At 42.3% G+C, this 25,719-nt stretch carries 19 protein-coding genes; 15 read left to right on the forward strand and 4 right to left on the reverse strand.

Annotation, left to right across the window (positions count from 1 at the left end; translation table 11 throughout):
- Positions 1 to 76 precede the first annotated feature (76 nt).
- The gene (dcuC, locus tag PK1910_RS08735; protein ID WP_331298715.1) at positions 77 to 1,330 is read left to right on the forward strand and encodes a C4-dicarboxylate transporter DcuC; all 1,254 of its coding nucleotides are present in this window, start codon (positions 77 to 79) and stop codon (positions 1,328 to 1,330) included.
- A gap of 213 nt (positions 1,331 to 1,543) precedes the next feature.
- Here the strand turns inward: dcuC and PK1910_RS08740 are convergent, their stop codons facing one another.
- Positions 1,544 to 2,413: a LysR family transcriptional regulator gene (locus PK1910_RS08740; RefSeq protein WP_331298717.1), complete on the reverse strand. Its 870-nt coding sequence runs from the start codon at positions 2,411 to 2,413 to the stop codon at positions 1,544 to 1,546.
- Between the two features lie 197 nt (positions 2,414 to 2,610).
- Here PK1910_RS08740 and PK1910_RS08745 point away from each other — a divergent pair, with 197 nt between their 5' ends.
- From PK1910_RS08745 to PK1910_RS08755, 3 genes are read left to right on the forward strand one after another with little or no spacing between them, the layout of a single operon-like run.
- Entirely contained in the window at positions 2,611 to 4,908 is a 2,298-nt protein-coding gene (locus PK1910_RS08745) for a hydratase (RefSeq protein ID WP_331298718.1), read from the forward strand.
- Between the two features lie 24 nt (positions 4,909 to 4,932).
- On the forward strand, positions 4,933 to 6,072 hold the full coding sequence (locus PK1910_RS08750) for a 2-methylaconitate cis-trans isomerase PrpF family protein (RefSeq protein ID WP_004697926.1): 1,140 nt from the start codon (positions 4,933 to 4,935) through the stop codon (positions 6,070 to 6,072).
- 2 nt (positions 6,073 to 6,074) lie between these two features.
- Positions 6,075 to 7,496 (forward strand): anion permease, encoded by a 1,422-nt coding sequence (locus PK1910_RS08755; RefSeq protein WP_008603176.1) that lies wholly within the window; start codon positions 6,075 to 6,077, stop codon positions 7,494 to 7,496.
- 203 nt (positions 7,497 to 7,699) lie between these two features.
- Here the strand turns inward: PK1910_RS08755 and PK1910_RS08760 are convergent, their stop codons facing one another.
- Positions 7,700 to 8,878 (reverse strand): MFS transporter, encoded by a 1,179-nt coding sequence (locus tag PK1910_RS08760; RefSeq protein WP_004697911.1) that lies wholly within the window; start codon positions 8,876 to 8,878, stop codon positions 7,700 to 7,702.
- A gap of 12 nt (positions 8,879 to 8,890) precedes the next feature.
- Positions 8,891 to 11,119, reverse strand: coding sequence for an SEL1-like repeat protein (locus PK1910_RS08765; protein ID WP_004697949.1), 2,229 nt, complete (start codon positions 11,117 to 11,119; stop codon positions 8,891 to 8,893).
- A 580-nt stretch (positions 11,120 to 11,699) separates the two neighbouring features.
- Here PK1910_RS08765 and PK1910_RS08770 point away from each other — a divergent pair.
- The 6 genes from PK1910_RS08770 to trpA all read left to right on the forward strand — a co-directional run bounded on the left by PK1910_RS08770 (position 11,700) and on the right by trpA (position 18,801).
- Positions 11,700 to 13,169 carry an anthranilate synthase component I family protein gene (locus PK1910_RS08770; RefSeq protein WP_295821973.1) on the forward strand — a complete coding sequence of 490 codons (1,470 nt, stop codon included), beginning with the start codon at positions 11,700 to 11,702 and terminating at the stop codon, positions 13,167 to 13,169.
- A complete protein-coding gene (locus PK1910_RS08775; RefSeq protein ID WP_331298721.1) occupies positions 13,169 to 13,735 on the forward strand; it encodes an anthranilate synthase component II in 567 nt (188 codons plus the stop codon). The genes PK1910_RS08770 and PK1910_RS08775 overlap by 1 nt, the downstream gene beginning before the upstream one ends.
- A gap of 529 nt (positions 13,736 to 14,264) precedes the next feature.
- Complete coding sequence (gene trpD, locus PK1910_RS08780; RefSeq protein ID WP_331298723.1) at positions 14,265 to 15,275, forward strand: anthranilate phosphoribosyltransferase; 1,011 nt, start codon at positions 14,265 to 14,267, stop codon at positions 15,273 to 15,275.
- A 3-nt stretch (positions 15,276 to 15,278) separates the two neighbouring features.
- Positions 15,279 to 16,781 carry a bifunctional indole-3-glycerol-phosphate synthase TrpC/phosphoribosylanthranilate isomerase TrpF gene (gene trpCF / locus PK1910_RS08785; protein ID WP_331298725.1) on the forward strand — a complete coding sequence of 501 codons (1,503 nt, stop codon included), beginning with the start codon at positions 15,279 to 15,281 and terminating at the stop codon, positions 16,779 to 16,781.
- A gap of 42 nt (positions 16,782 to 16,823) precedes the next feature.
- The gene (gene trpB, locus PK1910_RS08790) at positions 16,824 to 18,017 is read left to right on the forward strand and encodes a tryptophan synthase subunit beta (RefSeq protein ID WP_118091088.1); all 1,194 of its coding nucleotides are present in this window, start codon (positions 16,824 to 16,826) and stop codon (positions 18,015 to 18,017) included.
- Entirely contained in the window at positions 18,010 to 18,801 is a 792-nt protein-coding gene (gene trpA / locus PK1910_RS08795; protein WP_287513045.1) for a tryptophan synthase subunit alpha, read from the forward strand. Before trpB ends, trpA begins: the two co-directional genes overlap by 8 nt.
- 141 nt (positions 18,802 to 18,942) lie before the next feature.
- Here the strand turns inward: trpA and PK1910_RS08800 are convergent, their stop codons facing one another.
- A complete protein-coding gene (locus PK1910_RS08800; protein ID WP_331298732.1) occupies positions 18,943 to 19,233 on the reverse strand; it encodes a hypothetical protein in 291 nt (96 codons plus the stop codon).
- A gap of 163 nt (positions 19,234 to 19,396) precedes the next feature.
- Here PK1910_RS08800 and PK1910_RS08805 point away from each other — a divergent pair, with 163 nt between their 5' ends.
- The 5 genes from PK1910_RS08805 (at position 19,397) to ileS (ending at position 25,675) form a co-directional block, all read left to right on the forward strand.
- Positions 19,397 to 20,284 carry a DUF805 domain-containing protein gene (locus PK1910_RS08805; RefSeq protein WP_331298734.1) on the forward strand — a complete coding sequence of 296 codons (888 nt, stop codon included), beginning with the start codon at positions 19,397 to 19,399 and terminating at the stop codon, positions 20,282 to 20,284.
- A 3-nt stretch (positions 20,285 to 20,287) separates the two neighbouring features.
- Positions 20,288 to 20,857, forward strand: coding sequence for a DUF805 domain-containing protein (locus PK1910_RS08810; protein ID WP_331298736.1), 570 nt, complete (start codon positions 20,288 to 20,290; stop codon positions 20,855 to 20,857).
- A 218-nt stretch (positions 20,858 to 21,075) separates the two neighbouring features.
- Positions 21,076 to 21,711, forward strand: a complete 636-nt coding sequence (locus tag PK1910_RS08815) for a DUF805 domain-containing protein (protein ID WP_331298738.1) — start codon at positions 21,076 to 21,078, stop codon at positions 21,709 to 21,711.
- 139 nt (positions 21,712 to 21,850) lie between these two features.
- Positions 21,851 to 22,375: a DUF805 domain-containing protein gene (locus PK1910_RS08820; protein WP_024061335.1), complete on the forward strand. Its 525-nt coding sequence runs from the start codon at positions 21,851 to 21,853 to the stop codon at positions 22,373 to 22,375.
- 465 nt (positions 22,376 to 22,840) lie between these two features.
- Positions 22,841 to 25,675 carry an isoleucine--tRNA ligase gene (ileS, locus tag PK1910_RS08825; protein WP_331298741.1) on the forward strand — a complete coding sequence of 945 codons (2,835 nt, stop codon included), beginning with the start codon at positions 22,841 to 22,843 and terminating at the stop codon, positions 25,673 to 25,675.
- Positions 25,676 to 25,719: the final 44 nt, after the last annotated feature.

The raw sequence follows: 25,719 nt of genomic DNA on the forward strand, positions 1-25,719 counted from the left end.
AGTTGTGTATTGGATGTAAAGTGTTTATAGAGGGGATATAGCTATCTTGCATCATATGTACACGGATAGGAGAGTTATGGTTATTACAGGTATTGTTATTGTAGTAGCAACGTTTATCGCTATTATTAAACAGTTTGAAACACGGCTCGTATTATTATTATCGGGATTATTGATGTGCTTTATTGGGGGCAACCTTGGAGCTGGTACGACAGCCTTTGTAAAAGAACTTACAAATCCAGGTCTTGTACCGACTATCTGTACGGTACTTGGCTTTAGCTACGTTATGGAATATACAAAATGTACGGAGCATATGGTGTATTTCATTTCCGCAGGGCTTAAAAAGATGACTAAAATCATCATCCCAGGTGCCGTTATTATTACATTCTTAATTAATATTGCACTGCCTACAGCGGCAGGCTGTGCCGCTGCCGTAGGTGCGCTATTGATTCCGGCTTTAATTCGTTCTGGTGTGCACCCAGCGATGGCTGGTTCTGCTATCTTCTTAGGTACATGGGGGAGCTCCTTGAGCCCAGGGCTTATGTTCAACCCTCAAGTAGCGCAACTGGCAGGCGTAGACGTAATGACAGTTATTGCGAGCTTCTCCATGCAAGCCATTATCGGTATCGTAGTGGCCGCTATTTTGCTTAATATCGTTGCTATCGTTAAGAAGGAGCATACAGGGTATGTGATGAAACATGATACTGTAGAGGAAGGTAAAGAGTTTAAGGTAAATTACTTCTATGCTATTATCCCTATCATTCCACTTGTTATGCTTGTACTTGGTAGTAAACAAGTAGCGGTGATTCCAGAAGTTTCCGTTCCCGTTTCCATGCTCATCGGTACAGCGATTGGTATCATTGCCGTGCGTCCTAATGTGGCAGAAGCTGTTAAGAAGTTCTTCCGCGGTACTGGAGATGGTATGTGTGATGTAGTGGGCCTTATGGCTGCAGCAGCATGCTTTACAGCAGGGATGCAACTCATTGGACTTACAAGTGCGCTCATCGATGGTATGAAGAACTCTCAACAAATCGCCCAAATCGGGGCAGCCTTTGGTCCATTCTTGTTGGCTGTTATCTCTGGTTCTGGTAATGCAGCAGCTCTTGCTTTTAATGGTGCTGTCACACCTCATGCAGCAGACTTTGGTTATGGCATTATGCAACTCGGTTCCATGGCTCAATTGGGTGCTGGTATCGGTCGCAGTATGAGCCCTGTAGCTGGTGCAGGTATCATCATTGCAGGACTGGCAGGTATTAACCCTATGGAAATGGCGAAACGCAATGCTGTGCCTTGTATTATTGCGACTGTAGTCATTATGCTATTGTTACTATAATTTTATATGGTCTGCCTTAGTGAAAGCCTGACAATCATTATTGTTAAAGTAATTATATAAAAGAAAACCCGTCATGATCATTGTGTCATGACGGGTTCTTTCTTTGCATATATTGAGATATAAGGTATAAGTAAAATTTATGGATACTAAAGAAAAGAGCAATTTGTTCTTATTGCAATAAAATAATATATTATATGTATTAAAGGAATAGATTTAGTTTCTCGTATTGGCCCAGCTTTTCATAAAGCTGTAAAATGCCTGCACTGGTTTCGACTCAAGTGCACTATGACGTGTGTACATCCAGGTGTCGCGCGTCATAATATGATTATCTAAGGACTTTAAGGTCTCCTTGTATAAAGTAGGATAATCATTGCCACAGCTTTTGGTTAAAATGGTAAAACCAAGCCCTTGATTGACGAGCTTCATACAGGTATCGATATCGTTCACCTCGATGGTGCGCATTGGTGGTTGTGAGTAGTGAGAATACCACCAATCATCAATAGTTTGTTGTAAATTAGGATCTGTTTGATAGTGAATATACGGTAAATGTGGCAAATCTTCTATTGTGCAAGGTGTTTTATTGAAGAAACAGAATGGTTCAGACCAAATATGTTCCTTTGACTCTGTCCAAGTGTGGGCACCGCGGATGATGGCTGCATGTAGGCGCCCTTCAAGGAAGTCATGATACAGCTTATAGCTTAGACCTGTATACATGATGATATCGATATGAGGATAAGCCTCTTTAAAGGTCGATAAGATATGAGGAATATGGTACTTGGCGAATACATTGGAGCATCCTAGGTTCAAGGTACCCCGTGGTTCAGTCCCCATCGCTAACAACTCTTGACGTACCGTAGTATAGGAGTTGAGCAAATCTTCGGCGTAGCGTACAAGACGCTGCCCCTGATAGGTAAACTCCACCCCCCGAGCTTGTCGGTTGATGATGGGACAGTTGAATTCCTTTTCTAATTTTTTTATCCGTTCACTCAATGCAGGTTGCGTCATAAACAAACGACGCGCCGCATAGGTAATATTATTTTCCTCTGCTAAGGTTTTTAAAATTGTACAATCTTTCGTGTCCATAAACTCTCCTTTATATATGTATTATTGTACTCTATCCCATAGAGTTGGTACAGATAAGGGGATGCTAGGGCTATACAGATTAGATATAACTAAAGACTGGGGACTAATCAGAGGAATGAAACTTTCACCAATAATCATCGTGAAAGTATAGTGTTTGTAAAGGTTTACACATGCATGAGGTTCATAAGGAGTAAGTCATGGTTGAGTTAATTTCAAATGGTGTATTTTTATATCACGGTGTAGATATCGTTCCAGCCGATTCTAGTGCTGCTCTTGATCAACAAGAAGTTTTTAATAAAGAGCGCGCCTACAAGGAAACGATGGCGTACCGTATTTTAATGGACCACCAACAACATGAAGGTGATCAAGATTTACGCATTAAATTTGATGCCCTAACATCTCACGATATTACATACGTTGGTATCATTCAAACGGCCATTGCCAGTGGTCTAGATAAATTTCCAATCCCTTACATTTTGACTAACTGTCATAACAGTTTGGCTGCTGTAGGGGGCACAATTAATGAAGATGACCATGTATTTGGGCTATCCGCAGTACAACGATTCGGTGGCGTCTATGTACCGCCTCATCTTGCCGTTATTCACCAATATATGCGTGAAACTATGGCCGGTTGTGGCAAGATGATCCTCGGCTCCGATAGCCATACTCGCTATGGTGCGCTTGGTACGATGGCGATTGGTGAAGGGGGACCGGAGCTTGTAAAACAATTGCTTGGTCGTACCTATGATGTACAACGACCAAAGGTTATCGCTATTTACCTCGACGGCAAACCTAAACATGGCGTTGGTCCACAAGACGTGGCCCTTGCTATTGAAAAGGCGGTATTCAAAAATGGGTTCGTAAAAAATAAAGTCATGGAATTCGTAGGACCTGGCATTGAACACTTGTCCATGGACTTCCGTAATGGCATCGATGTAATGACTACAGAGACTACATGTCTTACAACGATTTGGAGAACAGACAATACTACAAAAGACTTCTTAACACTCCATGGTCGTGGTGATGCATACAAAGAGCTAAACCCTGGTGATGTAGCTTACTATGATGGCCTTGTAAAAGTAAACCTTGATGAGGTGGAAAGCATGATTGCTATGCCATTCCATCCAAGCAATGTATATACTATCAAGGAAATTAACGAAGGTGGTCGTGATTTATTAGCAGAAATCGAACGACAAGCTGTTGAGCAATTAGATAATAAATCCTTGTCTTTACAATTGCCTGAAAAACATTTTGACGGCAAATTGCATTTAGATCAAGGTATCATCGTAGGGTGCTCTGGTGGTTTATATGAAAACATTATGCAAGCGGCTAACATCGTACGCGGTAAGAGCGTAGGTTCCGGTCGTTTCGCATTTAGCGTTTATCCTTCTAGCCAACCAATTTACTTAGAACTTATGAAAAATGGTGCTCTTGTAGATCTTATGAGTGCTGGTGCCATCGTGCGTACAGCTTTCTGCGGGCCATGCTTTGGTGCAGGTGATACACCTAACAATACTGGACTCAGTGGTCGTCATGCGACACGAAACTTCCCGAATCGCGAAGGTTCTAAACCTGGTAACGGACAAATTTCTTCCGTTGCACTTCTCGACTCCCGTTCCGTAGCGGCTACTGCTATTAACGGTGGTGCATTAACTGCGGCTACTGATATCGATTATGATGATGTAGTACCAGCTTACCACTATGATGATAAACCTTATGAAAGCAAAGTATATAGCGGCTTCAATGAGCCTAAAAAAAATACTGAACTCATTTATGGACCATCCATTAAACCTTGGCCAGCTATTAAAGAATTGACCCCAAATGTATTGCTCAAAGTAGTTGCCTATATCGATGACCCTGTAACGACTACGGATGAGTTGATTCCATCTGGTGAAACATCTTCCTTCCGTTCAGATCCATATGCATTGTCTGAATTTGCCTTGAGCCGTAAGGTTCCTGAATATGTAGGTCGTGCTAAAACCGTTCGCGATTGGGAAAAATCTCGTCAAGAAGGTGAAAGTACAGTAGAGTTAGTCGCTGCATACGAAGAGGTTAAGCAAGCTCTTGGCTTGTCAGAATCTGTAGAAGATATGGCTAAGTCTACAGCTGTTTCCAGCATGGTATATGCTAATCGTCCGGGTGATGGCTCTGCTCGTGAGCAAGCAGCATCCTGTCAACGTGTATTGGGTGGCGGTGCTAATATCGCTATTGAATATGCTACAAAACGTTATCGCAGCAATGTAATTAACTGGGGCATGTTACCGTTCGTAACTAGCGAAGAAGACTCTAAAACTATGGTCGTAGGCGACTATGTATATGTGCCAAATGTGCGTGACCAATTATTCTCTGACTCCGATGATTACACAGCATATGTTATCAGTGGAGGTGCGAAGAAAGCAGAAATCACATTACATTTAGGGCACCTCAGCGATGAAGAAAAAGATATTATCGCAGCAGGGTGTCTCATCAACTACTATGCAAATTGCAAAGCGTAAGTGGTGAACATAAAGGAGTAAGTTATGAACGGGTATAAAGAAATTCCTGTTACTTATATGCGCGGCGGTACTAGTAAAGGGGCGTATCTGTTAAAAGATACGCTTCCAACTGACCCAGCTGCTCGGGATCGTATGATTTTAGATTTATATGGCTCTCCCGATGCGCGTCAAATTAATGGTATCGGTGGTGCCGATCCATTGACGAGCAAGGTAGCTATCGTAAACCCTTCTGACCGCGATGATGCGGATATCGACTACGCCTTTGGTTATGTCGGTATCGCTGATGCGGTGGTAGATTACGAAGGTAATTGTGGCAATATTTCTGCTGGTGCAGGGGTATTTGCTATTATGGAAGGCTTTGTGAAAGCCGTAGAACCAGAAACAGTGGTTCGCATCTTTAACACAAATACAAATAAGGTTATCGAAGCTCACGTGCCAGTCCGAGATGGTAAACCTGTTATTGACGGTGATTTTGCTATCGATGGTGTACCTGGTACAGGTGCTCGTATTACATTATATTTCTTGGAACCTGGCGGTTCTAAGACAGGTAAGCTACTACCAACAGGCAATGTACAAGACACAATTACATTGGCTGATGGTCGCACAATCCAAGTCAGTCTCGTAGATGCAGCTAATCCAGCTGTATTTGTAAAGGCTACAGACCTTGGTTATGAAGGCACGGAATTACCGGCTTTCACAGAAACGGATGGCGGTGTATTACTCAATACACTTGAAGATATTCGCACTACTGCAGCTGTAATGATGGGACTTGCTCCATCTAAAGAGGCTGCTAGTCCTGCAGTTCCAAAGGTATGCATGGTGTCCGCACCACAAACCTACGTGGCAAGCGATGGTCGAACTATCAAGGGGAATAGTATAGACATCGTGGCGCGTACAAAGGCACTAGCTGTAATGCATAAAGCGTATGCTGTTACAGGTGGTATTTGTACAGCTACAGCAGCGCTTATTACGGGTACGGTGGCGAACGAAGTAGTGAGCGAACGTGCTAAAGAAACGAATCAAGTTACTTTAGCGCATCCATCAGGGAAATTTGATTTCGAAATATGCCTAACCAAAGATAAGGGTTGGCATGTGGAGAAGGCGGGCGTCGCTAGAACGGCGCGACCGATTATGAAAGGCATAGCTTATGTTAAAGGAGAGTAAGAATGAATAAGCTACTTAAAATTGCAATTATGTTTGCCATTCCTCTGGCAATGTGGTTCATTACACCGCCAGAAGGTTTGAGCGTTGGAGCTTGGCGACTGCTAGGTTTCTATTTAATGGCTATCGTTGGTCTTGTTGTTAAACCTTGGCCAGCACCAATTATCTTGTTATTATCTATTGCAGGTTCTGCAATTTTCTTGAATGCTACGAAAAACGTATTGTCTGGCTATGCATCTACCACAGTATGGTTAGTATTCTCTGCGTTCTCCCTCAGTGTGGCGTTCGTAAAAACAGGCCTTGGCCGTCGTATTGCGTACCTATTGATTAAATCCTTAGGTCACACTACATTGCGTCTTGGCTATGTAACTGCTTTATTAGATCTTATTATTTCCCCAGTAACACCTTCCAACACAGCACGTTGTGGCGGTATCGTGTTCCCAATCATGAACTCTGTAGCAAAAGCGTTAGGTTCTGAGCCTGGTGAAAGCGCTAAAAAAGCTGGTTCTTACCTCATGGTTAACACATACATGGTAACTAAGGTAACAAGCTTGATGTTCGCTACAGCAATGGCACCAAACTTATTGGCTGCTGACTACATGAACAAAATCCTCGGTGTAGATATTAACTGGGGCCTTTGGGCATTAGCACTCGTAGTACCAGGTCTTGTAATGCTTCTCATTACACCTGCTTTGGTATACTACTTAGACAAACCATCTATTCAACACATCGACTCTCATGCGATTGCTGATGAAGGTTTGAAAGAACTTGGACCTATGTCTGGTCGCGAGAAATCTCTTATTGCTATCTTTATTCTTGCCTTAGTTGGCTGGGCGTTGCCTTCCATCTTGACGCAAGGCTTTGGCATTAAATTCTCCCTTGATGCAACAGCAGTAGCTATCGTAGCCATGGTAGCAGCGCTTGTAACAGGCGTAATCAAATGGGAAGATATGCTTGAATCCAAAGGTGCTTGGAACACATTGATCTGGTTCGGTGGTATCATCGGTATGTCCAGTGCGTTGTCCAAGGTTAAATTCTTTGAATGGTTAGCTGACTTTATGGGGACACACTTCAACTTCGGCGACAACCCGATGTTGGCTCTTATTATCATCGGCGCTATCAGTATCGCTGTTCGTTACTTGTTCGCTTCTGGTAGTGCGTATGTAGTTGCAATGCTTCCAGTATTCCTTACTGTAGGTAAAGTAGCGGGTGTAAACCCAATGGCGTTGTCCTTGTTACTAGCTGCTACAAACTCCTACGGTGGTGCGTTGACTCACTACGGCGGTGCAGCGGCTCCAATCGTATTTGGTGCTGGTTACAACACAGTTAAAAGCTGGTGGATTATCGGTGGTATCTTCGCTATCATGTGCTTCATCGTAAACCTTACAGTGGGCTACGCATGGTGGGAAATTCTTGGTATCCTATAATACCTAACTAGAGACAATAGTTATTCTATACATATAGAATGATCATCCCCTAGATAGTGAAAGTTTCTATACTTTTACAAACAACATAATAAAAGAGCTGTTTCGGAATCAGTACACACACATCTGAGTTCTGAGAACAGCTCTTTTTATTTGTTTATATAGTTTCTTTAATGCATTTGCACTATTTTCGTTGTATTACGGCATTACTTTAGTTTTAACGCAACCCATAGTGCAGCGCCGATAAAGGTAAGGCTACATGCCCAGAAAAGGGTTGTGAAGCCAAATTGAGCGGCTACAATGGAACCACCAAAGGAGCCTAGAAAGTAACCCATAGACAAACAAGACTGATTGTACGAGAATATTTGTCCCGTATATTCCTTAGGTGTTTTTGATGCTAAATAGGTATTGAGCGCAGGTAACATACCACCTAGCCCAAAACCTTGCAAGAAACGGATAAACCCAAGTACATACACAGAGTCCACATAGGCTTGCGGTATATTGAGTAGACCTACATAGATCATCGAGTAGATGAGCACCTTTCTAGGGCCTATACGGTCTACTAATTTCCCGAGTGGAGAGCTACTAAAGAATTGGGCGATACCCATGGCAGAGAACACAGCACCAGAAATAAAGGCTATATTTTCCGTATTGCTTGGTAGCATTCCTTTAATGTAAACCGTCATAATGGGGGAGATGGCGGTAACCGAAATGGCATACAGGAAGGAGGTTGCAGATAAAGCGACTAAACTAGAAAACTCAGGTAAGTGAGTTTTTAGATTTCTAAAGGTTTGCTTCTCAACAAGTGGCTTTGGAACATAGTTTTCATGTACCAGCATTGCCGTCAAGCCAAAAGAGATAAGCATAAGGGCCCCGATGATAAAGAAGTCATTTCGAATACCTACTACATCACTGAGATACCCTCCTACAAGCGGACCGGCTAGTGAGCCTGCAAGGCTAAAGGATCCTATAATCCCTAGAGCCCAACCTGTATGGTTTTGCGGTGTTTCTGACGCGATAAGTGTTACCGATGCGGGGTAAAAACCGCTTACTAACCCTTGCAATGTACGAACGAGGAACACACCTTCTGGTGTAGTCTGAAAGCCCAATAATATACTACATATAGCCATACCAAGACTAGAGCGTATGAGGGTAATCTTACGTCCCTTACGGTCTGCTAATCGGCCCCAGAAGGGAGCTGCTAAGCAGACAATGAGGAAGGTGATGCCCATGGAGGCACCGGACCATTGTGCTATCGATCCTGTATCGCTTAAGCCCATTTCATGGAAGTATAGAGGAAGAATAGGGCTTACCTGACTAACCCCGAGGGACATGAAGAATATGCAGAATGCGCAAATGTACACCGTTCGTTTCCACGTTTCCAAAGTATCCCTCCTTTAGTCTTTCTTTTTAACTTCTTCCCAATCGCTTAAGTCCGGCAGTTTATTGCTTGTTATAGATTCTTGAATCCAGTAGTTAATAGAGGTTAAGTTGCTAGAATCCCGTTCAAAGCCATATACGATCTCGTCTCCTATGTCGTCTTCTGTAGTGATATAGAGGCGAATGTGTAAGTTTTTACCTTTTCCGCGCTCGATGAAGTAGCTAATACCCGGATCGTCGAGGTTGGATGGGCGAACCGCAATGATATCGTACGTGCCATTGGCTACGCCTTCTAAGGCATCCTTAATCATTTGATTGGAAAGTTCATATTGATTGAGGTAGAAAATATCGTTGTCGCAAGTTAATACATATTCTCGAGGTGGCGTAGTATTTTTGTACTGTTTCTCCCAGCTTTCATCAATCACAGGCAATGTAGCATGATCATAGAATTCTTTAATTAAACGGAGACCTTCAGAAATAGACATCTCCTTAAAGTCTCTTATTTCATATATCGTAGGCTCCAAGGTTTCATCACATTCCGCAGGATCCTCGCTGTAGCCGTATAAATAGATATTACAAGTGTTCTTATCTTCATTGTGGAACATAACGATACTGTATACATCGTAAATTACGTTTTCTATGGATTGGCGATTATCGTAGATGATAAAACTGAGGTATTTTTGTGTATCCCATTCGCGTTCGATGAACGGCCAGTCGTATTTATTGGTACGCCAACCAGTAGTAGAGTCCTCGAAAATTTCTAATACATCTACGGAGTTTTGAGGCCATGCAGGTGGCATAGGATTACACGTTGTAGAAGATTGCGTTATCCCTTCTTTGTACTGATAATGTCCATCAACGAGTTCAAAGGCTTCTAATCGCTCAGATGCTTCGTCAGGAATTGCCAACGGCTCACCAGTGCCTAACCAATTATCGTTTCTTGTGTTGAGACGATTGATGCTTTCACGAGCATGCTCGTAGAACGTAACGGCTTGGTCTAAATCGGGTTCTTTTGTAATGGCACCAATTTCGTAGCAATAGCCGGCTGCTAGTTGCCATAGATGGTCCGCATAGTCATAACTACCGTATCTATCGAAACATTTGCTAGCCTTATTAACGCACTCTATGGCGGTTCTTATGGCAGGGGTATTACCTTTTTTGAAAGTAAATACATAAGCGAGATACGGCCAAATCGCATCGAGAGTGTAAATCGCTGGTTGTTGTAATAAGTGAGCGATGCGAGACCAGTCTTGGGACTGACCATCGATATTCAATGTGCGAAGAATGATGGCTTGCATGGTAACATAAGCATGGTCATTAAAGTCTAAATAATTTGGGCTTATAGCAGCACGCTCGTAATATCTGAGGGCCTTTTGAATATTCTGAGGGATTCTTTTGTTAGACTCACATGGTTTTGCATAGTACTCGGCAGCTTCACGCAAACACATGCCATTATTCATGGCGGCACCGCGCTCAAAATATTCGAGTGCTCGTTCATGCTCCCCGCGAGACTTACAAATATCGCCAGCTAAATACATCATGAGTGGCAAACCTGCTGCAGCCCCTTCAAAAATGACTTGCTCTTCCATCTTCCTATTATCTTGCTCTATATAGGTAATGCGCAAGTTGCGGTATGCAATAACAAGGCCTGCTTCAGCGGATTTACGCAACCATTGCTGAGCAATGGCAGTTATTTTATTTGCGAATCTACGTTGATCTGCTTGGGCAAACAAGCCTTTTAAGAAACGGACAAAGGAAGATGGTTCACCTTCATTAGCCACCTTTTGAGCCGATGGCAAGATGTGGTAATCCCCCCATTGGAATACATTGGCAATGGCATAGGCACAGTAGGAACAACCCTTTTGGGCGCCCTCATAGACGCGCTGGAAGGCTTGGTCCTTTGTCATAGGCAACTCTTTTTCAATCGTTGGTGTAAGGGCACCAGAGGTACGCATAGCTTGTAAAATAGCGATGGCACTGCCTTTGCGAATAGCTGTATGTAAATAACTATACGCCTTTGTGTCATCCTCAGGAAAGCCTGCTTCAATCCAGGTGAACTGAGGGCCAGAATAGACGCGTGCCAAAATAGCGTACACATCGCCAATACCAGGAATCTTTTGACCTTCCTCGTCAAGTTTCACAAGGGCGTCAAGCTCAGCCTTACCCTCCCAAGCGATATCTTTATTACATTGATGGAATATTTTATTGAAAGACTGCTGTATTTGATCAGTAAAATAAAAATTCATGCTCTCTCCTCCGCATAATAATCAGTAGAAGCTGATAACATATGTAATTTCAGTATACCATTAGTATTTAGAGGAAAACAATATAAATATTCTGAATTTGCTAGGGGAGTAGAGGGATATTATTTAATTACAAGTGACCATATTAGACGATTGATGAATCTAAGAATAAGGTGAAAGTTAAGATTTTCCTTGACTTTCATTCTATAGAAACATTATAATCAGATTATAATTTTATACTCGCCTAAAAGAAACCGATGAGGTGGAGATAAAAATAGGAAATGCACTCACAGAGAGCGGGATTAGCTGAGAACCCGTAGTACGCAGCTTATTAAATGGACCACCGAGGGCGCATGGAAAAGAATGAATTTCATTCCTAGTATGGTGCGACGTCACACGAGCGTTAGTCGTGAGGGATATGTTAGTATCCTGCGAAAGGGGAATGCGCTGCATTCAAACAAGGTGGTACCGCGATTTATAGCATAATACAATCATATTGTAATAATAGAACTATAGACTCGTCCTTGACGTTATATTGTCATGGGCGAGTTTTTTTATTGGCAAATGCCAGATGGAGGTTCTCATGATTTTCCCTAGTCTTGACCGTGTGAAAGCTATCGCACCGGGCTACGATATCGTACCTGTATATATGGAAATTTTATCCGACGTACGCACACCGATTAGTGTGTTGAAAGCATTAAAACAAGTGAGCAGTCATACGTACTTGCTTGAAAGTGCGGATAATAGTAATCATTGGGGCCGTTACTCCTTCTTGGGCTATGACCCTAAGATTGAGCTCTTCTGCAAAAATCATACAATGACTATCAAAGACGGTACAACGCGTACCTTTGAATGCTCTGACCCAGCTGCAGAAATTCGCAATATTTTGAGCCAATACAAAAGCCCTCGCTTAGAAGAATTACCCACCTTTACAGGTGGCTTTGTAGGCTACTTCGCATGTGAATACATTCGCTACATCGAGCCAACATTGGATTTCCCAACGCCAGATGATGACTCTGCTATGGTAAACGATGTAGACCTTATGCTCTTCGATAAGGTAATCGCCTTTGACCATTACAAAAATAAAATCTACTTGATTGCTAACATTAGTACAAACGATTTAGAACGCAACTACAACAAGGCTGAGCTTGAACTTAAAGCACTAGCTGATCTCGTAGTAAACGGCAAAGAGGCGGACATTCCAAAAGGCATCCTTAAAACAGAGTTTACCTCTGAGTTTACAAAGGACGAGTTTAAAGCAGTTGTTAAAAAGACACAGCACTACATCAAGGAAGGGGATATCTTCCAATGTGTTGTATCTAATCGCCGTGAAGCTGAGTTTGAAGGTAGCTTGTTAAATGCATACCGCGTATTGCGTACGTTGAATCCATCTCCATATATGTTCTACTTATCTGGTGGCGATGTAGAGCTTACAGGTGCCTCTCCAGAAACATTGGTAAAATTAACGGACGGCAAAATGTATACCTTCCCAATTGCAGGTACTATGCGCCGCGGTAAAACCGAAGCAGAGGATCTCGCTATTGAAGAAAAACTCATTAATGACGAAAAAGAGTTGGCTGAACATAACATGCTTGTTGATCTTGGCCGTAACGATTTAGGTAAAATCGCTAAATTTGGTTCCGTAAAAGTAGAGGCGTTACACATGTTACAACGTTTCTCCCATGTTATTCACATTACATCTACTGTAAGCGGCGACATTCAAGATGGGAAAGATGCCCTCGATGCCATCGGTGCTACATTGCCAGCTGGCACATTGTCCGGGGCTCCTAAGATTCGTGCTATCGAAATCTTACACGAACTTGAAAAAAGCCCGCGCGGTGTATACGGCGGCGCTGTAGGTTACATCGATTTCTCCGGTAACATGGACGTATGTATCGGCATCCGTATGGCTATGAATAAAGGCGGTAAAGTCTATGTTCGCGCTGGCGCTGGTATCGTTCGCGATAGCGTTCCTGCTAGTGAATATAACGAAACCTTGATCAAAGGCCAATCCATGATTTCCGCAATTACAGATGCACAGGAGGTAGAATAATGGTACTCCTTATAGATAATTATGATAGCTTCTCCTTCAATTTATACCAATTAGTAGGCTCTATCGACCCAGACATTAAAGTCATCCGCAGCGATGAATTAACCGTTGAAGAAATCCGCGCGTTGAAACCAGACTATGTGATACTTTCACCAGGACCTGGCAGACCAGCTGATGCGGGCGTGTACGAAGACCTATTGCGCGAATGCAAAGGCGAATTCCCAATCCTCGGCGTATGCCTCGGACACCAAGCTATCGGCGAAGTATTCGGCGGCACCGTATCTTACGCAAAACAAGTTATGCACGGCAAACAAAGCGTAGCTAAACAAGTATACCCATCCAAAATCCTTAAAGGCGTACCAGAACAATTCGAAGTAGCACGCTACCACTCCTTGGCAATCATTGACGAAACCATGCCAAGCGAACTCATCGTTACATCCATTACCGACGACGGCGAAGTAATGAGCGTAGAACACAAAGACTACCCAATCTACGGCGTGCAATTCCATCCGGAATCCATCATGACACCGAACGGGGAACAAATGATTCGCAATTTCTTAGAAAAATAAACTACAGCCTAATTTATGTATCGAGGGGCTATTTATAAGTCCTAGAACGATAGAGCGGAAATAAGGTCTCTCGGAACTCCAAGTGGCCACCCACCCCACTACGTGGGGCCGCCAAGTCGTTCCTTAAGACCTTATTTCCTGCCAACTCAATCTAGGCAGTATCTAATAATAGCCCCTCTAGAATACAGAGTTTAAACTGTAGTCATATTTTTCTAAAGACATATACGAATCAGAACCCCTAATAAAGGAAAAGGTGGTGCGCAGCACCACCATTCCCACCTCTTATAAAGAAATGACCTGTGCGTTACTCCATATAATGCGCAGGATCATTTGGTAATAGTTTGTTTGAGGGATATCTATTAAATTGGTATGATTTTAGCCGGATAGGTGCGATTGGGTTATGTGCGAAGCCGACTTGGCGCCCCGCATAGCGGGGGGGTGGCCACTTGGAGGCTGAGTGCATGACCCAATCGGTACCGTCTAGGTAGAATGGTATTAATTTAATAGATATCCTCAAAAGGAGATATAAATGATTAAAGACGCATTATATGCAGTAACGCACGGTCAGGATTTATCCTACGACCTTGCTAAAGATACAATGAACAAGATTATGAGCGGTGATGTAGCCGAGGTACCTATGGCAGGTTTCTTATGCGCTTTAGCGGCAAAAGGCCCTACTGTAGATGAGGTTACAGCCTTTGCTGAGGTTATGCGCGAGAAGGCTGGTTCTGTACCTCATGAAGGTACTGTTGTAGAAATCGTAGGTACTGGCGGGGACGAAGCGAATACGTTCAACATTTCAACTACATCTGGTTTTATCATTTCCGCTGCAGGTATTCCTGTAGCAAAGCATGGTAACCGCAGTGTATCTAGTAAATGTGGCGCTGCTGATTTGATTGAAGCATTGGGCGCTAAGTTAGAGCTTAATGGTGAACAAAATGAGGCAGTCCTCAACAAAGCAAATATGTGCTTCATGTTTGCTCCTGTATATCACCAAGCTATGAAATATGCTGGCCCTGTACGTAAAGCGTTAGGTGTTCGTACTGTGTTCAATATTCTCGGACCATTGGCAAATCCAGCAGGTGCTACGGTTGAGTTGATGGGCGTGTACGATAAATCTTTGGTAGAACCATTGGCTCGCGTATTGGCTAACCTCGGTGTGAAACGTGGTGCTGTGGTACACGGCTTCGATGGCCTTGATGAAATTACGGCTACCAACAAAACGTACGTATGTGAAATTAATAATGGTAGTTTCACAAGCTACGAATTCGATCCTAAGGACTATGGTTTCGAATACGCTGATAAAACTGAGCTTGAAGGTGGCGATGCAACAGTAAATGCTGAGATTACACGCCGTGTTCTCGGTGGTGAACCAGGTGGTAAACGCACAGCTGTTCTTCTAAACGCTGGTATGGCGATTTACCTTACAAAAGAGGGTATTACATTAGCAGAGGGCATTGAAGAGGCGAAAAACATGATCGACTCTGGCAAGGCTCTTGCCACCATGGAACAATTTGTGAAAGCAACACAAGAGGTATAATCATTGATTTTAGATAAGATTATAGAGACTACCAAAATTCGGGTAGCCCAAGAAAAACAGGTGGAATCGCCTGAGGCTGTAAAAGCAGCGGCGTTGGCGTTACCATCTGATACAGGATTTCCTTTTGAAGCAGCCCTTCGTCAGCAAGACTTTAACTTCATTTGTGAAGTAAAGAAGGCATCACCGTCTAAGGGAATCATTGCAGAGCACTTTCCCTATTTAGATATCGCTAAAGAATATGAGGTTGCTGGTGCTGCGGCTATCTCTGTTTTGACAGAGCCAGACTTCTTTAAAGGTGATAAGAAATACTTACAAGAAATTGCAAGCACTGTCAAAATTCCTGTACTTCGTAAGGACTTCATCATCGATGAGTACCAAATCTACCAAGCAAAGGTATGGGGCGCTAGTGCGATTCTCTTGATTTGTGCATGTTTAGATGTGCCTACGTTAACAAAATTCCGTGAGTTAGCCGATTCTCTTGGTTTGTCCTCCTTAGTAGAGGCTCACGACGAGCACGAAGTACAAATGGCCATCGATTGTGGTGCCCGTATTATTGGCGTTAACAACCGCAATTTAAAAGACTTTACTGTAGATGTACAAAATAGTGTGCGCTTACGTAATCTCGTTCAAGACGATGTGATCTTTGTATCTGAAAGTGGTTTAGAAACACCAGAGGATATCCAAGTGTTGCGGGATAACAATATCGGCGTCGCCTTGATGGGGGAAACGTTTATGCGTTCTCCTAACAAGGTTGAAAAGTTGGCATATCTTTATGGACCCACATACTACACGCCAAAGGTTAAGATGTGTGGCATCTCTAAAGTAGAAACAATTCCGGCTATTGTAGATGCAAAGCCAGACTACATGGGCCTTGTATTCGCACCGAGCAAACGGCAAGTGACGGTAGACCAAGCTAAAACATTAGTGGAAGAACTTCATAAACAATACGCAAAAACATATGGTGCAGTTGAAGTGCCAATGAATGCTGAAACAGCACAAGATAGTAAGGAATTTGTCCAAGAAAATCCTAATTTGGAGAACATTAAAACGGTAGGTGTCTTCGTCAATGAAACATTAGATAATCTCGTTACAATCGCTAAAGAAGTCAATCTTGACGCAGTGCAATTGCACGGTGATGAAGATGAAGCTTTCATCCAAGCTCTCAAGGAGAAAACAGATGTAGAGGTTTGGAAGGCTGTTCAAATCTGCAGCCCTGCAGATGCAGAGGCGTGGATCGATAGCAGTGCCGATATGCTGTTATTTGATGCGTACCATAAGGATGAACGAGGTGGTACGGGCAAAGTGTTCGACTGGTCTTGCTTAGATGAGTTTGAACGTCCATTTATGCTTGCAGGTGGTATCGATAGCACCAATGTGGCACGTGCCATTCGCACGGTTCGCCCTTATGGTATCGATATTAGCAGTGGCATTGAAACAAAGGGTGTGAAGGATGATGAGAAGATAAAAGCTTTCACCAACATTGTGAGAACAATAGCAATGCCATAATATGGTGTGCTAGCAGGAATGGTATATAGAAAGGTAAGTTATATGAGTGAACAAAGACATGGCTATTTTGGCTCCTTTGGTGGCCAATTTATGCCAGAAACATTGATGAATGCAGTCATCGAATTAGAAGAGGCGTACAACAAGTACAAAGATGATCCTGATTTCGTACATGAACTTGAGGATTTACATAAAAAATATACAGGTCGTCCATCCCTTTTATACTATGCAGATCGCATGACAAAGGACCTTGGGGGTGCCAAAATCTATTTAAAACGTGAGGATTTAAACCATACTGGCTCTCACAAGTTGAATAATGTAATCGGTCAAATGTTATTGGCAAAACGAATGGGTAAAACTCGCGTTATTGCTGAAACCGGCGCAGGTCAACATGGCGTGGCAACGGCTACTATCGCTGCGTTGATGGGTATGGAATGCGAAGTATACATGGGTGCAGAGGACTGTGAACGTCAAGCACTTAACGTTTACCGTATGGAATTGCTAGGTGCTAAGGTGCATCCTGTAACAACGGGGACTAGTACATTGAAAGATGCGGTTTCCGAAGCATTGCGCGAATGGACAAACCGCATGTCCGATACGCACTATGTATTGGGATCCGTCATGGGTGCACATCCATTTCCTATGATCGTACGCGATTTCCAATCCATTATCAGCCGTGAAGCGCGTGAGCAAATCCTCGAAGCAGAAGGAAAATTACCAACAGCTGTTATGGCTTGTGTAGGTGGCGGCTCTAATGCGATGGGCATGTTCTATCACTTCATTCCAGACGAAGGTGTTCGTCTCATCGGTTGTGAAGCGGCAGGTCGTGGCATCGATACAGAAGAACATGCGGCGACAATCGCAAAGGGTTCCGTTGGTATTTTCCACGGCATGAAATCGTACTTCTGCCAAGACGAAGATGGACAAATCGCTCCAGTATACTCTATCTCTGCAGGCCTCGATTACCCTGGTATCGGCCCTGAACATGCGTACTTGCATGATAGCGGTCGTGCTGAATACGTGCCTGTTACAGATGACGAAGCAGTCGATGCCTTTGAATATTTATCTCGTTTGGAAGGTATTATTCCAGCCATTGAAAGTGCTCATGCGGTGGCACATGCACGTAAAATTGCTCCTACTATGAGCAAGGACGACATTATTATTATTTGTTTATCCGGTCGTGGCGACAAAGACGTGGCGGCTATGGCGAAATACAGAGGGGTGGATCTTCATGAGTAAAATTAAAGACGCTTTCATAAAGGGCAAGGCATTCATCCCATTCATTAGTGCTGGTGACCACGGTATTGAGAATACAGAACGTTATATTCGTATTATGGTGAAAGCCGGTGCGGACATGGTAGAAATTGGTATTCCTTTCTCTGACCCAACAGCGGAAGGCCCAGTTATTCAAGAAGCAAGCACGCGTGCGCTTTCTACAGGTGTAAAAATCAATGATATCTTTGATATGGTGCGTCGTTTACGTACTGGTGATGATGCGGTGACTATACCGCTCGTATTCATGACTTATTTGAATCCTATTTACGTATTCGGTCGTGAAAAATTCTTTACCCTCTGTGAAGAGGTGGGAATCTCTGGTGTTATCGTGCCAGATATGCCATTTGAAGAAAAAGGCGAGCTCGCTAGTGTGGCTCATAAGCATGATGTTGAAGTGGTATCCTTAATTGCGCCAACATCTGAAAACCGCATCGAAATGATCGCCAAAGACGCTGAAGGCTTTGTGTACTGTGTATCTTCCCTTGGCGTTACAGGCATGCGCAGTGAAATTAAGACGGATATTAAATCCATCGTTGAAACGATTCGCAAATATACAGATATCCCTGTCGCTGTTGGTTTCGGTATTTCCAAGCCAGAACAAGCAGAAGCTATGGCGCGCGTATCCGATGGAGCCATCGTAGGCTCTGCTATCGTTAAAATCGTGGCAGAACACGGTGAACATGCGGATCAAGCGTTGTTTGATTACGTACAATCCATGAAACAAGCTGTTCTAAAGGCTGGCGCATAACATAATAACTCATATAGCCTTGGGAAAAATTATATCGGGGATAACACAAAAGGACGTTATACAATGTATAACGTCCTTTTCATTGGTTGGTTAATTTAGTTTTGTGTTTTTAGGGCTAGTAATATGTATTATGCACAAGGCTTAGTCATTAGAGGATTCAGAACGTTGATGTCGTTCACTGCGTTTTGCTGTTGCATTTTTATCATGCTTTTCACGTTTAGATATTCTATGTTTTCTGTGCTTTTTATCATTTACTTTGTACCATGGATGATCGCTGCTATCTACTGTGCCATCATCATTTTTTACCATGCGATGATTTTCACCGATTTTGAAGTGGTAATCTTTAGCTTGGGCTACATTGGTACCAATACCAACTGTTAAGAAGGCACCTAAGCTAGCCAAGGCTACTGCTTTCATTAATTTAGCTTTCATAATTATCTCCTGTATAATTGATTGTACGAATTTTAGTTGTAAGAAATATATCTGTAGTATAGGCATATTTCATGAACAAAAAATGAATCAAATAAGTTGATAAATCATAGTATAATAGGAATATCTATATATGTTTATTATCTAAGATTATGGTAGGAGTTTTATGAAACAGAGAGTATACGAAATCCTTTATCGTGAGCTAGTGGAAAACTATGCAAACAGTAAAGGACGTACAAATACAGCCGATTTTTGGCTCACCATAAGTGCTATATCCTTTGTATATGGCTTAATTATATGTATTACAGGTCTTGCAACCTACATACCGTACGGATTTCTTTATGCTGTCTCTATCGGTGGCGGCGTATTAGTTGTATTGTCCATCCTGTTATGCTTGCCGAAGATTATGCTAATGGCAAGACGGCTACGAGACTCTAATAATGATCCAATGTTGATGATTTTACTATTGGTTCCTTTTTTAGGCTGGCTTGCATTATTGTATCTATTCTGTAAGCGCACATCACCTATATCTAATGAATTAGAGGAAAAACGTTCCGTATCGGGCCTCTTTATTGTGGCCATATTAGTATTAGGATGCCTAGCCACTAGTGCAGGTAGTACAATGATTAATCATAATTTTATGGTAGAAGAGACTGCTTATGGCAATTTGGAACCTAGTTCGTTAACGAAACAAGCAAATCGTCTTTTACAAAGTGAAGCGGCTACAACAGAGGGGCGTACTGTGGTAAGTAATTATTATGAAGCCCTCAATAAAAAGGATTATCGTGGTGCATATCGTTATTTGAGCGCTCGTGCTATGGAACGATATGGTACCTTTGCACTATGGGAACAAGCCATGACTAAGGACGAGGTTCCTAAGGTGAAAACGATACAGCTTGACTATGTTTCTCAAGACCAAGATGATGATATTGTTGTAAACTATATGGGCTTTACCGTTACCTTTGAAGATAATCTAGAGCCTCTATTAGTTCGTTTGCATAATGAAGGCAAAGGCTGGGGCATTGTTGCTATTGAAGCCGCGGAGGAGGATTAGGTTATGTCAACCATAAATATATATGATTTGAACTATACTGATGCCTTCAAATTAGGCATTAGAAATTATGCTAATTTTAACGGTCGTGTTAGCCGTAGTGAATATTGGCGATTCGTGGCAGGCGTTACCTTGATACAAGGATTACTTGGAATTTTAGCTTTACTTTGTAGTACCTTGGGCTTCCCTAATTATGAAACACTTATTGATAATATTGCTGTAGGGGTATCTCTTTTCTTTATAGTTCCCAATATAGCTATCACAACACGGCGTATGCATGATATTGGCCGGAGTGGTTGGACGCAGCTAATCTCATTTATTCCTGTTATAGGCTTCTTTATATTCCTCATTTACGAATTGCGTCGTGGCGATGAAAGAGAGAATTCATATGGTGAAAGAACCGGGTACACGCCTATTACTCCTGAGATCAGCAAGGCTACAGGACTAGAAGAAACTCCATCCCGTCGTCAAGATTGGGCGATGGGGATTGCCATCTTTATTATCCAATCTATTATTATTGCCGATATCATTAGAGAGATATTATGGTATGGTATTAATGGGAATGGATACATGTAATAGATACCTGTATTTATTAACAATCTCATTATTTTATTTTATAAAAGTTTAACATCTCCTTTATAGACAATATAACACTTTATAGTAAAATGAATTTCAGATGAATTTAAAAACTTAGATATTAATAAATAAAGAATATCTTAGTTGTTATATGTGTTAAGTACAGCAGGACATCGTAATCTTTGCTGATTTCTGTTTGTAGCTAGAAGGAGTTTATTATGAAATCTTGTCCCTATTGTGGACATGCAGTGTTGAAAACAGATTGTTACTGCCCAGAGTGTGGGCATGTTAGTAGACCACAAATCTCGTTAGATAAATACAATCTAGGCTTGATTGAAAATTTTAAACAATGTTTGGTTTATAAATATGCTGATTTTGATGGTCGTGCAAGTCGTAGTGAATATTGGCATTTCTTGTTAGTCTATCAATTGTTGTTTGTGGCTATTCTATTTACTTGTGCTTTTTTGAGCTATATTAGCCCACTATCTAGCGTAGTAGGCGTAGGTTTTGGTTTGGTCATCCTTGTCCTCTTGTCCGTGATTATGGTTATCCCTGGCGTGGCCGTTTCAGTGCGACGTTTACACGATCAAGGCCGCTCAGGGGGCCTCGTATTTATTGGATTCATCCCTGTAATAGGGACCATTATTCTGTTGATCCTTATGGCTCTGCCTGGTGAAAGCCAATTAAATCGCTTTGGGCCCCCTACAGGTCAAGTGGTCGTAACAAAACAAATGGCCCGTGAATTAGGTCTTATTGATACTACGCCATCTATGGGACTAACAGCAGGACTATTCTGCGCTATCTTTGTACTCTGGTTCTTGGTAGATAAACTACTTATGACTAGTGCGATGTAGTTTATGATGTATCCTATAATGAAATATAAAGCATAAGTTATTCCCAAAACATATAGACATTCATTTTCAAAATCGTCAACAGTAATGATATAATATTTTCAAGAAGAATTTATTTGTTATTTCTAGAGGAGAGAAGATTATGACTGATTTGTCTATCAAAAATCTTTCGTATGTAGATAATTTTAAACATACGATTATGGGTAATTATGCTAATTTCAAAGGTCGTGCAAGCCGCAGTGAATATTGGCGTTTCTATGGTATCACAATTGTTATTGCTGGTATCTTCAATGTATTGAGTGCTCTTGTAATGGATACTGCGCTAGCAAGTGTTGTAGGTCTTATTTCCATAGTATATAATCTTGCAATTCTATTGCCTTCCATTGGTCTTGCTGCTCGTCGTTTACATGACATTGGTAAAAGTGGTTGGATGCTTTTGATTAGCTTGATTCCATTTGGTATTATCTATGTTATTTATCTACTCGCTCAAAAGGGTGATGAAGGTGATAACCAATATGGATCTCCAATGAGCTATGAAGTAATTACTGCTGAAGAAGCTGCTCGCACTGGTCTTAAAGAAACTCCAACTGACGACATGGATCGTAAATTTATGTACGTGTGCATTGCAATTATTATTCTTGAATTAATTCTCATGAGTGCAATCTAATAATTGTATATACAATAAAGCCTACGTAAGTAGGCTTTTTCTTTTGCTTAATAGGGGATGTAGGTTCTGTTAAATTTAGAAATGAAGTATTTGACAATTTCCCCGTTTGAGTCCTATAATTATCTATTATATGAATATTGCGTTGAAAAAGACGGCATGTCTCAGACGGATTTTGTAGAGATCAAACTCATGGGCTGAAAGGTTTGGAAATCTAGAGATGTGCGGATCACTTTGGAGCAAGCGGCAACGCCGCCGGTGAACACCGTTATATGTCTAAGTGGCTTTCATAGTTTACGTGATGAGTTGCGTCTTATGTGTTACAATCATGTGCTAGCATGGTGTGACAATCGCAGAAATGCGGTGGCGCTAGCTTTCACAAGTAACGAGAGTCAGTAGGGTGGTACCACGGATATGACGTCCGTCCCTTCGGGGACGGGCGATTTTTTTATGTAAAAGGAGCACAGCATGGATTACGGTAAGACGTTACATTTGCCTGAAACAGAATTCCCAATGCGCGGCAATTTGCCTAAGCGCGAACCAGAAATCTTAAAATTCTGGGAAGACAACAAGATTTATCAAAAACGTTTGGAGTTGCGTAAAGATGCAAAGCCATTCATTTTGCATGATGGCCCTCCATATGCGAATGGTAAATTGCACATCGGTCATGCCCTCAACAAAACGTTGAAGGATATCATCATGAAATACAAGACTATGACTGGTCATTATACTCGCTACATTCCTGGTTGGGATACGCACGGTTTGCCAATCGAGCATGCGGTTATCAAAAATACTGGTCTTAATCGTCATGAAATGGCGCCATTGGACTTGCGCAATAAATGTAAGGAATATGCATTGGAGTGTGTAGAAACACAAAAACAAGATTTCATTCGCTTTGGTGTATTAGGCGAATGGGACCGTCCGTATTTGACATTGCGTCCTGAGTTCGAAGTAAAACAACTTGGCATCTTCGGCGAAATGGCAAAACGCGGTCACATCTATAAAGGTCTTAAAACTGTATACTGGTGTACGCACTGCGAAACTGCATTGGCAGAGGCAGAAATCGAATATGCTGAGAAAAAATCCTTCTCCATTTACGTAAAATTCCCTTATGTATCCGAGAAAAAGGTAACATTGCCAGCTGGCGTAGATTCAAAACAAGCATACTCTGTTATTTGGACAACTACTCCTTGGACAATGCCTGCCAACGTAGCAATCTCCGTTAACCCTGATCTTGAATATGGCTGGGTAAAAGTAGGCGAAGAATATTACTTGATGGCTACTGAGCTAGTTGATGCGGCGATGAAAGATATCGGTATCGAAGACTACGAAATCGTAAATCGCTTCTCTGGTGCAGATTTAGAATTGGCTGAATTCAAACATCCATTTGTTGAACGTAATGCTACAGTATTGTGTGGTGACCATGTAACACTTGAAGCAGGTACTGGTTGCGTACATACAGCACCTGCACACGGTGAAGATGACTTTAACATCGTTATGCGTTATAACAAGGAAGGCAAAACTGAACTTCCTATCGTATCTCTTGTTAATGAAACTGGTAACTACACAAAACAAGTAGACGACAACCGTTATGGCGATACTGAATTTCCATTGGCTGGTGTAGAAATCCACGATGCAGAGGTGCCTGTAATCAAAATCTTAGCGCACAACAATGCATTGCTTCACAAATCTAGCTTGCGTCACCAATACGCTCACTGCTGGCGTTGTAAAAATCCTGTAATCTACCGTGCCACAGAACAATGGTTCTCCTCTGTAGATGGGTACCGTCAACAAGCTCTTGATGCAATCGACAATCAAGTGCAATGGATTCCTAAATGGGGTCATGACCGTATCTTCAACATGGTTCGCGATCGTGGTGACTGGGTAATTTCCCGTCAACGTATTTGGGGCGTGCCAATTCCTATTTACTATTGTGAAAGCTGCGGCGAGCACATCATCAACGATGATACTATCAAAGCATTACAAGAAAAAGTAGCCGTAGAAGGCTCCGATGCTTGGTGGGCTCATAGTGCAAAAGAATTGTTACCAGAAGGTTTCAAATGTCCTCATTGCGGTCATGATGAGTTCAAAAAAGAAACAGACATCATGGACGTATGGTTCGACTCTGGTTCCTCTTGGGCTGGCGTACTCGAAGTTAATGATCTTGATGTACCATGTGCTATGTACCTTGAAGGTTCCGACCAACATCGCGGCTGGTTCAACTCTTCCTTGTTAACTGCAGTGGCAACAACAGGTAAGGCACCTTACAATTCCGTATTGACTCACGGCTTCGTCGTGGACGGCGAAGGTCGCAAAATGTCTAAATCTGTAGGTAATACAGTAGCACCTAGTGATATCATCGATGTATACGGCGCTGATGTTATGCGTTTGTGGGTATCCTCTGCAGATTACCAAGCAGACGTACGTTTGTCTAAAGACATCGTAAAACAATTATCCGAAGTATATCGTAAGATCCGTAATACATTCCGCTTCTTGCTCGGCAACTTGGATGACTTCAATCCAAATACTGATAAAGTGGCTTACGCAGATATGTCCGAATTCGATAAATGGGCATTGTTGCGCTTAGAAGAAGTGCGTCAAAAGGTTACTGATGCGTACGAAAATTATGAATTTCACATGTTATACCATGCAATTCATAACTTCTGTACCGTGGACTTGAGCTCCATCTATCTTGATGTAATGAAAGATACTATGTATGCTGAAAGCAAAAACAACGTAGCTCGTCGTTCCGCTCAAACGGCTATGTATGAAATCTTGAAAACATTGGTAGCTATGGTATCTCCAGTGCTTTCCTTTACAGCAGAAGAAGTTTGGAAATACATGCCTAAAGAAGAGGGTATGCGCGAATCCGTTATGCTTCAAGATTGGCCACAAGGTCATCCTGAACACTTCAACCAAGAATTGGCTGACAAATGGAACCAATTGTTAGACTTGCGTACATCCGTACAAAAAGCTTTGGAACTTGCGCGTCAAGACAAAACAATTGGTCACCCATTGGATGCATCCGTTACGGTATACGCTGAAGGCGCTGCATTTGATGCATTGAATGCTCTTGGTGAAGAAGGCTTGGCTAAACTCGTTATCGTATCCGAAGCTCACATCGTGAACGGCGCTGCACCGGCAGAGGCTGTAAAAGACGAAGAAACAGGCGTAGCAACAGTTGTTGTTGCATCTAATCTCGAAAAATGTGAACGCTGCTGGATCCACCGTGATACAGTAGGTCAAGATAGCGAACATCCTACACTTTGTGCGCGCTGTGCCAGCGTTGTAAAAACACTATAATAAAAAAAGACCATCCTGTTGAACTTCACTTCCCAAAATTGTGT

This window comes from Veillonella parvula (genome assembly GCF_036456085.1).
GTDB lineage: Bacteria > Bacillota > Negativicutes > Veillonellales > Veillonellaceae > Veillonella > Veillonella parvula_E.